General features: G+C 67.7%; 12 protein-coding genes and 1 pseudogene. 2 read left to right on the forward strand and 11 right to left on the reverse strand.

Going from position 1 to position 13,359, the window contains the following annotated elements; translation table 11 throughout:
- Nucleotide 1: 1 nt before the first annotated feature.
- Both VMD50_RS13035 and VMD50_RS13040 read right to left on the reverse strand, forming a co-directional pair.
- Nucleotides 2-757: a TIGR03084 family metal-binding protein gene (locus VMD50_RS13035; protein WP_325428256.1), complete on the reverse strand. Its 756-nt coding sequence runs from the start codon at nt 755-757 to the stop codon at nt 2-4.
- Nucleotides 758-784: 27 nt separating this feature from the next.
- Complete coding sequence (locus tag VMD50_RS13040) at nt 785-2,026, reverse strand: MFS transporter (protein ID WP_325428257.1); 1,242 nt, start codon at nt 2,024-2,026, stop codon at nt 785-787.
- A 174-nt stretch (nt 2,027-2,200) separates the two neighbouring features.
- Between VMD50_RS13040 and VMD50_RS13045 the strand changes: the two genes are divergently transcribed.
- Entirely contained in the window at nt 2,201-2,827 is a 627-nt protein-coding gene (locus VMD50_RS13045; RefSeq protein WP_414686057.1) for a YqgE/AlgH family protein, read from the forward strand.
- 47 nt (nt 2,828-2,874) lie between these two features.
- Here the strand turns inward: VMD50_RS13045 and VMD50_RS13050 are convergent.
- The 3 genes and pseudogenes from VMD50_RS13050 to VMD50_RS13060 form a co-directional block, all read right to left on the reverse strand.
- A pseudogene (locus VMD50_RS13050) lies at nt 2,875-3,060 on the reverse strand (bile acid:sodium symporter); the annotation flags it as partial.
- Nucleotides 3,061-3,062: 2 nt separating this feature from the next.
- The gene (locus VMD50_RS13055; RefSeq protein ID WP_325428165.1) at nt 3,063-3,413 is read right to left on the reverse strand and encodes a hypothetical protein; all 351 of its coding nucleotides are present in this window, start codon (nt 3,411-3,413) and stop codon (nt 3,063-3,065) included.
- Between the two features lie 55 nt (nt 3,414-3,468).
- Entirely contained in the window at nt 3,469-4,563 is a 1,095-nt protein-coding gene (locus VMD50_RS13060) for an LpqN/LpqT family lipoprotein (protein WP_325428166.1), read from the reverse strand.
- Nucleotides 4,564-4,742: 179 nt separating this feature from the next.
- On the opposite strand from VMD50_RS13060, the gene leuS reads away from it, so the two are divergent.
- Nucleotides 4,743-7,655 carry a leucine--tRNA ligase gene (leuS, locus tag VMD50_RS13065; protein ID WP_325428167.1) on the forward strand — a complete coding sequence of 971 codons (2,913 nt, stop codon included), beginning with the start codon at nt 4,743-4,745 and terminating at the stop codon, nt 7,653-7,655.
- A gap of 146 nt (nt 7,656-7,801) precedes the next feature.
- Here the strand turns inward: leuS and VMD50_RS13070 are convergent, their stop codons facing one another.
- From VMD50_RS13070 to VMD50_RS13095, 6 genes are all read right to left on the reverse strand, one after another.
- Nucleotides 7,802-8,473 carry an SDR family oxidoreductase gene (locus VMD50_RS13070; protein ID WP_325428168.1) on the reverse strand — a complete coding sequence of 224 codons (672 nt, stop codon included), beginning with the start codon at nt 8,471-8,473 and terminating at the stop codon, nt 7,802-7,804.
- A 47-nt stretch (nt 8,474-8,520) separates the two neighbouring features.
- A complete protein-coding gene (locus tag VMD50_RS13075) occupies nt 8,521-9,018 on the reverse strand; it encodes a MarR family winged helix-turn-helix transcriptional regulator (protein ID WP_325428169.1) in 498 nt (165 codons plus the stop codon).
- 74 nt (nt 9,019-9,092) lie between these two features.
- Nucleotides 9,093-9,842 (reverse strand): amino acid ABC transporter ATP-binding protein, encoded by a 750-nt coding sequence (locus tag VMD50_RS13080; protein ID WP_325428170.1) that lies wholly within the window; start codon nt 9,840-9,842, stop codon nt 9,093-9,095.
- A complete protein-coding gene (locus tag VMD50_RS13085) occupies nt 9,839-11,644 on the reverse strand; it encodes an ABC transporter substrate-binding protein/permease (RefSeq protein ID WP_325428171.1) in 1,806 nt (601 codons plus the stop codon). Before VMD50_RS13085 ends, VMD50_RS13080 begins: the two co-directional genes overlap by 4 nt.
- A 47-nt stretch (nt 11,645-11,691) precedes the next feature.
- Nucleotides 11,692-12,423 carry a GntR family transcriptional regulator gene (locus VMD50_RS13090; RefSeq protein WP_325428172.1) on the reverse strand — a complete coding sequence of 244 codons (732 nt, stop codon included), beginning with the start codon at nt 12,421-12,423 and terminating at the stop codon, nt 11,692-11,694.
- Nucleotides 12,424-12,563: 140 nt separating this feature from the next.
- Nucleotides 12,564-13,349 (reverse strand): LLM class F420-dependent oxidoreductase, encoded by a 786-nt coding sequence (locus VMD50_RS13095; protein WP_325428173.1) that lies wholly within the window; start codon nt 13,347-13,349, stop codon nt 12,564-12,566.
- Nucleotides 13,350-13,359 lie beyond the last annotated feature (10 nt).

The raw sequence follows: 13,359 nt of genomic DNA on the forward strand, positions 1-13,359 counted from the left end.
CTCATCGACCGGGGCCGGGCGGGCCGGCGAAGGCTTGCGCGATCTCCAGCCACCGCTGGGCATCGGGTCCGTGCGCTGTGATGTCGAGGACGCCCAGCGGACGCCGCTGGGTCACCAGGAAGCAGAAGTCCTCGGCGGAGCCCGTGACCCGCTGCGCGGCGTCCGTCGGGCCCCAGGACCAGGTGTCGCCGCCGGGTCCGCGCAGCCCGACGAGGAACGGGTCGGTCGGCGGAGTCAGGTTGTTGATGACGAACGCGTAATCGCGCGTGCGCACCCCGATGTGCGCGATCGACCGCAGCCGCTCGGTGGCGGGTCGCTTGACGCCGAGGGCGTCGGCGACGTCAAGTCCATGCGCCCACGTCTCCATCAGCCGGGCCGTCGCCATCGACGCCGCGCTCATCGGCGGCCCGAACCACGGCAGCTTGCGGCCGTCGGGCACGCTCAGCAGGGCCTCGTGCAGCCGCGCGCGGGTTGCGCGCCAGTCGGCGAGCAGTTCGACCGGCGCCACGGCCGCCAGTTCCTCGGCACCCGCGTCGACGAATCCGGCCGGATCTTCCTGGGCCGCCTTCAGCGCTTCGGCGAATTCCGCCTCGTCGGTGACGGCGGTCAGCGCAACCCGGTCGGTCCACAACAGGTGTCCGATCTGGTGGGCGATGGTCCAGCCCGGCGCGGGCGTCGGATCCGCCCAGCGGCCGGCCGGCAGTGGCGCCACCAGCGCGTCGAGGTCGTCGCTTTCGGCGCGCAGGTCGGCCACCATCGGCTCGGCAGCGGTCACGTATGTACCTTAGCGATCGTTGGCCGGCTGGCCGCGGCGGCCGATGACGCTGTGCATCGCGAGCCCGACCAGGTACAGCACCGACCCGAAGAGCACAAACGCCGGCGCGCGCCCGTCGTCGGGAATCAAGGCCGCGGACACGGTGATCGCGACGATGAATGCCACCCAGAACAGCGCATCCTGCACCGCGAACACGTGTCCGCGCAGCGCGTCGTCGACGTCCATCTGCATCGCGGAGTCGGCGCACAGCTTGACCACCTGACCGGCCACGCCGAGGCAGAAGCCGCACACCACCATCACCGGAAGGTGCAGCAGGGCGCCGGGGAGCTGGATGATCGCGGCCGCGACCAGCGCGCCGTTCGCCGTGGCGTAACGCCCCCAGCGGCGCACCGCCGACGGCGTCAACACGTTGGCCAGGAAGGCCCCGAGGCCGGCGGCGGCGAAGAACACCAACGCGATGCCCAGGCCGCCCGCCGCCGGACCGGGCAGGTGGCGGACCAGCAACAGCATCACCAGCGAGTTGATCCCGACCACCATCCGATGAGAGGCCAGGCCCGACAGGGTGGCCGCGACCGTCGGGCTCTGCACCACCGTGCGCGCGCCGTGCATCCAGCCGGTGATCACCGCATAGACAACCGATCCGTGGATCGCCCGCTTCGTGTCGTCGGGGCCCAGCACGTGGGAGCCGAACCGCAGCGACAACAGCAACGCGACCGAGACGGGAATCGCGGTAATGAAGATGATCACCGAGGCGCCCTCATCGCCGGCGCCCACGAAGAAGCGGGGCACGAGCATGAAGTTGGCCCCGAGGAAGGCCGCGACGGCACCGGACGCAGTGGCCACCGAGTTCATCGTCACCACCTGCTCACGCGGCACCACGTGGGGCAGGGACGCCGACAGTCCGGACGCGACGAACCGGGCCAAGCCGTTGGCGAACAGGGCCGCAATCAACAGCGGCATGTCGCCGGCGCGCACGGCCAGGATGGTGCCGATGCCCGCGATGAGAATCAGACGGCCCGCCGTGGCGCCGACGAGCACCAGCCGTCGATCCCAGCGGTCCATCAGAGCGCCGGCGAACGGTCCCAGCAGCGAGTAGGGCAAGAACAGCACCGTGAACGCGCGCGCGATGGCCATGGGGTCCGCGGCGCGATCCGGGTTGAACAACAGCGCCCCGGCCAGCCCCGCCTGGAACAGACCGTCGCCGAACTGACTTGCCATGCGCACCTGCAGCAGTCGCCAGAAATCCGGCATGTTGCGCACCGACCGCCACAGGTCGGTGGATGCGCGCGAGTGCGTCCGGGGTTGAATCACAGGACCGACTTCCACGATCGGGGGCTGGCGGGATGGCCGCGGTCCCCAGAGTACAAAGCCGCCGCAACACTACAAATATTGTTGGCCGGCCACGCTCGATTGCCCCGGGCGGCGATGCGAAGGTGCGATGATGGTGTGATGCCGCCCGAAGATCCCGAGGACTACGTCGCACCCGCCGCGCAGCGGGTTCGCGCGGGCACTCTCCTGCTTGCCAACACCGATCTCCTCGAGCCGACGTTTCGGCGCAGCGTGATCTACATCGTCGAGCACAACGACGGCGGCACACTGGGTGTCGTGCTCAACCGGTCCAGCGAGACCGCGGTGTACAACGTGTTGCCCCAGTGGGCCAAACTGTCGGCCAAACCGAAGACCATGTTCATCGGTGGTCCGGTCAAGCGTGACGCGGCCCTGTGTCTCGCGGCGTTGCGGATCGGCGCCGACCCGCAAGGCGTGCCGGGCCTGCGGCATGTGGACGGCCGGATAGTGATGGTCGACCTGGACGCCGAGCCCGACCTGATCGCCCCGCTGGTGGAGGGGGTGCGGATCTTCGCCGGATACTCCGGCTGGACCATCGGCCAGCTCGAGGGCGAGATCGAACGCGACGACTGGATTGTGTTGTCCGCGTTGCCATCCGACGTTCTGTTCGGCCCGAGGGCCGATCTGTGGGGGCAGGTGCTGCGTCGCCAGCCGCTGCCGCTGTCGTTGCTGGCGACCCACCCGATTGATGTGAGCCGAAACTAGGGTCCCTCCCCCGCATCCGGGACGCCGACTGCGCGCGCCGAAGGCCCTTAGCCGGTTCGGTCGGCATCCCGTCCGACCCTGCCGGCGATCACCGCACAGACCACCAACTGGATTTGGTGAAAGATCATCAGCGGCAACATGGTCAAACCGACCATGGCCGCCGGGAACAGCACGAGCGCCATCGGAAGTCCCGACGCCAGGCTCTTTTTCGACCCGCAGAACAGCAGGACGATAGCTAGCTGCAGGACTGCGTGCACACGGCGCAGCCGCCGGCGCAACCGGCGGCCGCCGCCGCTTCCCGGCGCAGCGCGAAGCGCGCACTCTGCCACGACCCGGTGGCCAGCGTGCCGAGCGCGCCGGCAACACAGACGATCAGCAAGACCAGAGCGGTGGGGGCTGCGGCGGCCAGGGCGACCGCCGCGCCGGCGGCCAACATCACCGCGGCCGCCAACTGCGTGGGCGCCATGGCGCGGAGCGCGAGCTGGGTGGTGGCGCCGTCAGCGGCCTGATTGTGGGAAAGCGACCAGGCCCCGAACCCGGCGGAGGCCACCGCCGCACACATGCACACCAACCCCGCGATCACCATTGCCTCACAATACGAGCCCGGCCATGCGCCCGCGCGGCGGGCTCGACGGGGCTTGTTAGTGCTGCAGGAACGAGAAGTTCGGCAGCGGCGGCAGCCCGGGCACCATCGTCAGCAGGTTGGGCGCCGGCCGGGAGCCGGCCGCCGGGTAGGGCGGGGCCGGCTGAGCGGGAAGTCCGACCGGCGCCGCTGCCGCCGTCTGGGCGGGAGTGCCCACCGGCGCCGCCGCTGCCGTCTGCGGGGGAAGCCCGACCGGGGCCGCCGCCTGAGCGGGGATGCCGACCGGTGACGCACCGGGCCCTTGGGCGGGGGAGACGGTTCCCGGCGCGGTCACGCGGAAGCCGTTGATGATCGCGTCGGTGGCCGGCGCATCCGCGACCGCCACCGCACGGTCGGTGGTCACCGACAGCGACACCAGGTACTTGTCGTGTCCGGATGTCGCAATGACGTGGCGCCGCGAGGTGTTGAGCAGCATGTCGCCGTCGCGGTAGGTGCCCTCGATCACCGACGACGGGAAGCCGCCGAAGTCAGCCATCGAGGCGTTCGTGGTCTGCCACGCGAGCAGTTGCTGGCTGTCGACGAAGCCGTGGGTGATGGCTTCTTTCGGATCGAGGTTCCCGACCAGCTTGTACACCACCACCTGCGCGTTTGACGAGTAAACGCTGGCCCCGCGCCGGTCGGCGATCACAGCGAACGCGTCGGGCACATTGGGGTCGGGCACCTGGGTCCATCGCGGGGGAACCGGCAGGGTGATGTCGAGCGCCTTGAATCCCTGGGGCTTTTGCGCCTCGAGCTTGACGCCCTTCGACTGCAGGTAGTCACGGATCGTGCCCGACACGGCCGGGGCCTGCGTGGGAGCCGCGGGCGTGGCCGCCGCGGGCGCGGGCGCTACCGGCACGGCCGGCGCGGCCGCGGCATTCGGCGGCGTGTATGGATTCGCCGCCGGGGGAGCGGCGAGCAACCTGTTGCCGGGCGCCTGCCCGGGGGCGGCGACGATGTTCGCCGGCGCCGGCGCAGCGACGGCTGGTGCCGGCGGCGGCGCGGGAACCACGGGATCAGCCGATGCGGTGGCGGCCGCGAATGTCGTGACACCGATCGCGCCGGCGGCCAGACCCCCGGCGAGTACCCGCAACGTACGGGCGATCTGAATCATCTGCGTGATCCTTCCCAATGGCTCGGCCCCACGTGGTTAGAGGCCGACTGTAACCAGAGGTCAAACACGCTGAACAGGGCCGAAACCGAGCTGGGATGAAGCTCTGATCGGTGCGCAACTGAACCGAGACCAACCTGTGGCCCGCCGGGCCCGCCGGGGTTCCCTTATACCCTGTTCAGGTGACCGAATCCCCGACCACTGCGCCCGGCGGCGTTCCCGGTGCCGCCGCGCCGGACTCCGATGCGCCACCGTATCGCTACACTGCGGCGCTGGCGGGCCGGATCGAAAGCGCGTGGCAGGAGAACTGGGCGAAGCTCGGGACGTTCAACGTGGCCAACCCGGTCGGCGATCTGGCGCCGGCCGACGGGACCCCGGTGCCCGACGACAAGCTGTTCGTGCAGGACATGTTCCCCTACCCGTCAGGTGATGGACTGCACGTCGGCCACCCGCTGGGATACATCGCCACCGACGTCTACGCCCGGTACTTCCGGATGACCGGCCATAACGTGCTGCACGCGTTGGGCTTTGACTCCTTCGGGCTGCCGGCCGAGCAATACGCGGCGCAAACCGGCACGCACCCGCGCACCAGGACCGAGGCCAACATCGTCAACTTCAAGCGCCAGCTGGGCCGGCTGGGCCTGGCCCACGACAGCCGGCGCAGCTTCTCCACCACCGACGTCGAGTTCTACAAATGGACTCAGTGGATCTTCCTGCAGATCTACAACGCCTGGTTCGACACCGCGGCCAACAAGGCGCGCCCGATCGCCCAGTTGATCGCCGAGTTCGATTCGGGCGCACGTCGTCTCGGCGACGGACGGGACTGGGCCGGGCTGTCGGCGGGGGAGCGGGCCGACGTGATCGACGGCCACCGACTGGTCTACCGGGCCGACTCGATGGTGAACTGGTGCCCAGGGCTGGGCACGGTGCTGGCCAACGAAGAGGTCACCGCCGACGGTCGCAGCGACCGCGGCAATTTCCCGGTATTCCGCAAACGGCTGCGGCAGTGGATGATGCGCATCACCGCCTACGCCGACCGGCTGCTCGATGACCTCGATGTACTGGATTGGCCCGAGCAGGTAAAGACCATGCAGCGCAACTGGATCGGTCGCTCGACCGGCGCGCAGGCGCTGTTCTCGGCGAGCAAGAACGACGGCGATGCTGTCGATATCGAGGTGTTCACCACCCGGCCCGACACGCTGTTCGGCGCGACGTATCTGGTGCTGGCCCCCGAGCACGACCTGGTCGACGAACTGGCCGGCACCGCCTGGCCCGACGGCACCGACCCGCGCTGGACGTACGGTGCCGCAACGCCGGCTGAGGCCGTCGCCGCCTACCGCCGCGCGATCGGTGCGAAGTCAGACCTCGAACGCCAGGAGAGCAAGGAGAAGACGGGCGTCTTCCTGGGCAGTTACGCCACCAACCCGGCCAACGGAGAACCGGTGCCCATCTTCATCGCCGACTACGTGCTGGCCGGCTACGGCACCGGAGCGATCATGGCAGTCCCGGGCCACGATCAGCGCGACTGGGACTTCGCCCACGAGTTGGGTCTACCGATCGTGGAAGTCATTGCCGGCGGCGATATTACGCAGTCGGCGCACGCGGGTGACGGTGTTCTGGTCAACTCGGGCGACCTCGACGGAATGGACGTGACGACCGCCAAGCAAGCGATCACCGACCGCCTGCACGCCGAGGGAAGGGGCTGCGCGCGCATCGAATTCAAGTTGCGCGACTGGCTTTTCGCGAGGCAGAGGTATTGGGGGGAGCCGTTCCCGATCGTCTACGACGGCGACGGACGCCCGCACGCGCTGGACGAGGCAGCGCTGCCCGTCGAACTGCCCGACGTCCGCGACTACTCGCCGGTGCTGTTCGATCCCGACGACGCCGACAGCGAGCCGTCGCCACCCTTGGCCAAGGCGACCGAGTGGGTGCATGTCGAGCTGGATCTGGGAGATGGTTTGAAGCCCTACACCCGCGACACCAACGTGATGCCGCAGTGGGCCGGCAGCTCCTGGTACGAACTTCGCTACACCGATCCGCACAACTCAGAGCGGTTCTGCGCCAAGGAAAACGAGGCCTATTGGATGGGCCCGCGACCGGCCGAGCACGGCCCGCAGGATCCTGGCGGGGTCGACCTGTACGTCGGGGGCGCCGAACACGCGGTCCTGCACCTGCTGTACGCGAGGTTTTGGCACAAGGTGCTCTACGACCTGGGTCACGTCAGTTCGCGCGAGCCATACCGCCGGCTCATCAACCAGGGCTACATCCAGGCGTTCGCCTACGCCGATTCGCGCGGGTCGTACGTGCCGGCGGACGAGGTGAGCGAACGCGACGGCAGGTTCTTCTACGCCGGCCCCGGCGGCGAAATCGAGGTATTCCAGGAGTTCGGGAAAATCGGTAAGAGCCTGAAGAACTCGATATCTCCCGACGAGATCTGCGACGAATACGGCGCGGACACGCTGCGGGTATACGAGATGTCGATGGGGCCCTTGGAGGCGTCCCGCCCGTGGGCCACCAAGGACGTCGTCGGCGCGCACCGCTTCCTGCAGCGGGTGTGGCGGTTGGTGATCGACGAGCAGACCGGCGAAACCCGGGTGGGGGATGGCGCGGACCGGCAATCGCTGGACACCGGCACACTGCGCTCGCTACACCGCACCATCGCCGGAGTCTCCGAAGACTATGCGGCGCTGCGCAATAACACCGCCGCGGCGAAGCTGATCGAATACACCAACCACCTCACCAAAGAGCACCGCGACTCCGCGCCCCGCGCGGCGGTTGAGCCGCTGGTGCTCATGCTCGCGCCGCTGGCCCCGCACATGGCCGAAGAGCTGTGGTCACGGCTGGGCCACACCACTCCGCTGGCGCACGGGCCATTTCCGGAGGCCGACCCCGCCTACCTCGTCGAAGACACCGTGGAATATCCGGTGCAGGTGAACGGCAAGGTGCGCGGCCGAGTGACGGTGGCCGCCAACGCCGATGAGGACACGCTGAAAGCCGCGGCCATGGCCGACGACAAGGTTCAGGCGTTCCTGGCCGGCGCCACTCCGCGCAAGGTGATCGTGGTTCCCGGTCGGTTGATCAACCTGGTCGTCTAGTGGCGATCGTAAGCGCGCGTTGGGGGCACCTCCCGCTTGCGGGGGACCGGGCGCTGCGGGTCGCCACCATCGGTCTAGTGGCGATCGTAAGCGCGGCGCAGTCGGGCGCTGCGGGTCGCCACCATCGGTCTAGTGGCGATCGCGGATCATCGCCGGCCGGGCCGAAGCAGCACTTCGTAGACGTGACCGTCGCGCGGCGTGGCGATCGCATCGGCGACCGCAGCGGCGACGGTCTCCGGCCTGAGGAATTCGGCCGCGTCGTAATCGCCGCCTTCGAACGCGACGAGTTCCCGTTGCATGTCGGTGTCGGTGCGGCCGGGGTAGATGGTGGTCACGCGCAGGCCCGGCTCGTCTGCGCGCAACGAGTCCGCGAAGGCCCGCACCGCGAACTTGCTCGCAGAATAGGAGGCCATGCCCGGCGAAACATTGCGCCCCGCACCGGAGTTGATGAACACCACCTGGCCGCGGGCCCGCCGCAGCGCCGGCAACAACGCCAGCGTAAGCTCCACGGCGCCAAAAACATTGACTGCGAAGGTGGCGAGCCACTCGTCGAGGTTGGACTCGGCGACGTGCCCGGGGATGGATATCCCCGCGCTGTGCACCAACACGTCGAGTTCGTCCACGATCTCGCAGCTGGCCTCGATCTCGTCGGTACTGGTCAGGTCCAGCGGAAAAGTGGTGGCGCCGAGGCGTTCTGCGACGGCATCGAGCCGATCGGAGGGCCTGCCCGCCAATAGCAGGGTGTGTGTTTGCGAGAGCGCTGTGGCGATGGCGGAGCCGATACCGCCGCTCGCGCCGGTGATGAGTGCAGTGGGCATGACCTCAGTCTACGGATGCTACGAAATACGTTGCGGGCCAGTGGCTCTCATGCCTGCTTGCGTGCCGGTGGCTCTCCTGCCGGGCCCGGTTCGCCAGCGGCCAGGCGTTGCAGCGGGGCCAGCGCCTTCATCAGGGTGTTCAGGTCGGACTCGGGAAGCTGACCGAGCATGGCGGCCAGCGCTGCATGCCGGTTGGCCAGGGACTCGGCGTGAACGGCCCGTCCTCGCGGCGTGATGTCGACCAGTACAGCGCGCAGGTCGGACGGGTCGCGCGAGCGTTTCACCAGCCCTATCTTCTCCAGCCGGCGGATCGCCACGGTCGTGGTCGGGGTCCGCACCCGTTCGTGCGCGGCCAGGTCGGTCATCCGGATGGGGCCCTGACCGAGCAGGGTGACCAGGATCGACAGCTGCGCCAAGGTGAGGTCGCCGGCCACGACGCCGCTGGGGTCCCCCCGGCGCAGGATCGAAAACAATTTGGACAGCGCACGGTGCAAACCTTCCGCAAGCTCCTTCACCTCGGGCGCGGTGGATTCGCTGTCCGCCATAAGTCGGCAGTCTAACCCGATATGGGTGGCGTACACGGCAGCTATACCGGCCTAACCCCGACTAATCGGGACCGTCATAGCACTTGGGATAAGAACCGCTGGAGCCGCTCGGTTTTTGCGGTTTCGAATATCTGCTCGGGGGGCCCGGATTCCACGACTTTGCCCCGATCCATAAAAACGACCGTGTCGGATGCTGACCGCGCGAAACCCATTTCGTGCGTCACGACCACCATGGTCATGCCGTCGGCGCCGAGGTCTTCGATCAGTTGCAGGATTCCCTTGACCATTTCGGGATCCAGCGCCGAGGTTGCCTCGTCGAAGAACATCACCTGCGGGGCCATCGCGAGCGCGCGGGCGATCGCGACCCGCTGTTGCTGGCCGCCTGACAGCATGCCGGGGCGGGCACTGGCCTTGTGCTTCAGGCCAACTCGGTCCAGCTGGGTCAGTGCCAGCTCGCGGGCCTCGTCTGGGGACAGGTGCCGCAACTTGGACGGCGCCAACGCGACGTTTTTCAACACACTCAGATGCGGAAAGAGGTTGAAATGCTGGAACACCATGCCGATGCGCTGGCGGAGCCGATCGGGATCGTCGCGCATCACCGACCGTCCGTCCAGCAGAATGTCGCCGCTATCCGGCTCATGCAACCGGTTCAGCGTGCGCAGCAGCGTCGATTTGCCCGATCCCGACGGTCCGATGATGGCGACCGTGCTGCCTGCGGGGGCCTCGATATTGACGCCGCGCAGCACTGCATTCCCGCCAAGAGTTTGGTGAATGTCCTTGGCAACCAGCGAAACTGACGCACGCCTCAAGGTGTCGGCGGTCACGTGATCTCCTGGCCGAACTTCGTCGTGAACATGCCGGCGTGGTCGTCCGGCTCGGCAGCGACATGGCCGCGGCGAAGCCAGGTGTCGATGTAGTTCACCAGATGTGTCAACGGAATTGTCAGAATCAGGTAGAAGAGACCGGCGGCCACCAACGGCGACAAGCTGCCGGTCTGCGCGTTGAGGTCCCGGCCCACCTGGAAAAGCTCCCGCTGTTGAGCGACCAGGCCCAAGAAGTACACCAGCGCGGAGGCCTTCAACAGCCCGATAGCCTGGTTGACCAGTGCGGGCAGCACCCGCCGTATTCCCTGCGGCACCACCACCAGACGCATCGCGGCCGGATAGCTGAACCCGAGCGCGCGGGAGGCTTCGAGTTGGCCGGCGTCGACGCTCTGGATGCCCGAGCGCAGGATCTCGCCAATGTAGGCGGCGGCCATCAATCCCAACGCGGCAATGCCCAACGGGTAGGGATTCTTGTTGGTCAGCCCGCCCACCAACGGGCCGATGCCCATCCCGATGATGAGGATGATCACTACTTCCGGGAGACCGCGGAAGATGTCGGTGTACACGCGCGCCGGCCAGCGCAGCAAGCGTGAGCGTGACATTCCCGCGATGGCCAGCACCATCCCCAGCGCCAGGCCGATGACGAGGGCGCTGTTCGTCAGGATCAGCGTGTTGGGCAATCCGACGGTCAACAGCGTGGGGATCGCCTGCCGATACAGGTCCCAGTCGAAGAAGGACTCCCGCAACTGGTCCAGCGTCGACATCGGCGCGCCCGGGCCAACCGACTCGCGATGATGGCTCGCGGCGATCGCGGCGAAGTCCGGCAGGTGCGGAGTCGGGGCCGCCTTGGACCCGGGTTTCCAGCCGGGCGGCAGGGTCCGCGGCACCCACTGGCAGTACAGGTCCGCCCAGGTGCCGTCGGCGATGACGGCGTCCAGCCCGGAATTCAGCGCATTGATCAGCTGCTGGTTGTCCTTGGCGACCGCGTAGGCGACGAAACTGCCGCGGCTGAAAGTGTTTGCGACAACCGCCGCCGGATCGCCGGGCCGTATCACGGTCGACGCCAGCGTGCCGGGCGCCACCCAGGCGTCGAGTTGGCGGGTCTTGAGCGCGGCATACAAGGTGGCGAAGCCGGGATACTTCACCGGTTGCAGGTTCAAGGTGTTGACGACGAAGGACTCCTCAACGGTGCCCTGAACCACGCCGATGCGCTGACCCCCGGCCAGGTCACCGAATGCGTGGATCGGCGAGCCGGGGGGCACCACGAGCGAGTAGAAACCGAAGTCGTAACCGTTGGTAAACGAAACCGTGCGACGGCGCGCGTCGGTGGCCTTCACCGCTGCCGAGCCGACGTCGAAGCGCCGGGATGCCACCTGGGCGAGCAGCGCGGAGAAATCCGTGCTGACAAAACGAACCTGCAGACCGAGCTTGCCGGCGATGGCGCGCAACAACTGGTTGTCGAAGCCGCTGAATTCGCCGGTGGAATTGATGCAGATGTTGGGCGGAGCGTCCGACAGCGTGCCGACCGTCAGGACCCCCGGTGTGCCGAGGCCCAATCCGGCGACGTTCACCGAGCTCAGCGGTTCGACGGAGGTCGTGGTGTCCTGGTCCTCCCGGTGCGGGCTCGGCAGCTCGGTCAGGTCTTTCGGCAGGACGCGTGCGGTGTCCACGCCGCCTGGCGCGCATTGGTTCCAGTCGGCGGCCGCAGGGGCAGCCAGTGTCAGGCCGCAGACCATCAACATCGTCGTGACCAGTGCGAAGAGCTTTCGGCGCTTGGTACGCCGGTCCAGGCGCGAACTCATCACCGCTACCGTATCGGCAGACCGGCGACCTGGCGCGTCGGAGAGCTTTAAAGCGCGATCGACGGCTCGGCGCGGGGCGCGGCGGTCCCGGTGAATACCTGGGGGACGACCTGGCCGATGTCATCGGGCGCTGAGAACACCCTGCGCCGGAACAGTTCCGCCAGCATGGTCTGAGCCATCAGGTTGGATCGCCCGACGCACGCGGCCCGCCCGGCCTCGGGGTCACGCCGGTGTATTGCCGCGGTCTCGTCTTCGTAGAACGGCAACATCTCGTGGCGGCTGCACTGGTATGTCGTCCAGAACACCCGGGGGATGAGGTTTTGCGAGGCGCGGATCGTGGCGTGCAGCCGGGGCCCCGCGTACTCCTCGTTGATCGTGCGCCGATATTCGCCGGCGATCTCCGAAAAGGCCCGGGATTCCTTCGCGGAGCGCAACGATCGCATGAGCGCATCGAGCTGGCCCAGGATGCGCGGCGTGGGGCTGGTGGCCGCGCGCGCCGAGGCGATGCCGTTGAGCAGTCCATCGAGTTCGTGATGTTCGAGGACGGTGGCCTCGTCGAACCGCTCGACGAACGCGCCCCGGTGATAGCGGGTGGACACGATTCCGTCGTGTTCGAGTTGGACCAGCGCCTCTTGAATCGGGACGCGGCTCACCCCGAGCCCGACTGCGATCTCGTTGCGGTCAACGCGGTCGCCGCTGCGCAGTTTCCCCGTCAGCACCAGGTTGAGGATGTGCGAAACAACCTGGTCCTTTTCTTTGACCCCGTATTTCTTTGGCATCCGTTTCTTGAGTGCCTTTCAAACCGTGAAACCCGCTTCGGCCATCTAGCGCAGAGAGTTTCTCATGTCTTGGCGCGCATGTTCAGATGTTTGGCGGATGAATCGGAGGCAAACGTGCGATCACATCGCGTGGGCGCCCCTCAATGTCCGTCGCGCCACTTGCACAACGCCTCGGCCGCGGTCAGGTCGTAGTCCGGACCATCGCAACCGACGGTCAACAGCGTGGCGCCGAGGTTGACGAGCCTTTCGGCGTTGGTCATCAGCTCACCCCCGTCGCTCACCGCGACTGAGCGCTCGATGCCGGCCGGGTCGCGCCCGACGTCCGCGCAGTGTCGCTCCAGAACCGCCGACTTCGCCGGGAACTCCTCGGCGGAGGCGAAGCTGTGCCAGATGTCGGCGTATTCGGCCACCAGCCTCAGCGTCTTACGTTCGCCCCCGCCGCCGATGAGGACCGGGATGTCGCGGGTCGGCGCCGGGTTCAGCTTGGCCAGCCGCGCCTTGATCCGCGGCATAGCGGCCGCCAGGTCATCGAGACGGCTGCCGGCGGTGCCGAATTCGTAGCCGTACTCGTCGTAATCCTTTTGTTTCCAGCCGGAGCCGATCCCCAGCACGAGCCGGCCATCGGATATGTGGTCGACGGTGCGGGCCATGTCGGCCAGCAGTTCCGGATTGCGGTAGGAGTTGCACGTCACCAGCGCACCGATCTGGATGCGCGAGGTCTGTTCGGCCCAGGCGCCGAGCATGGTCCAGCATTCGAAATGCGGGCCGTCGGGATCGCCGTAGAGCGGAAAGAAGTGGTCCCAGTTGAAGGCGATGTCGACGCCGACGTCTTCACAGCGGCGAACGGCGTCGCGGATCTGGCCGTAGTCCGGGGCCTGCTGCGGCTGCAACTGCACGCCGATACGAGGGGGGCGGTCTGAAGTCATACGACCACCG

The sequence above is a fragment of the Mycobacterium sp. genome (genome assembly GCF_035506235.1).
In the GTDB taxonomy this organism is placed as follows: domain Bacteria; phylum Actinomycetota; class Actinomycetes; order Mycobacteriales; family Mycobacteriaceae; genus Mycobacterium.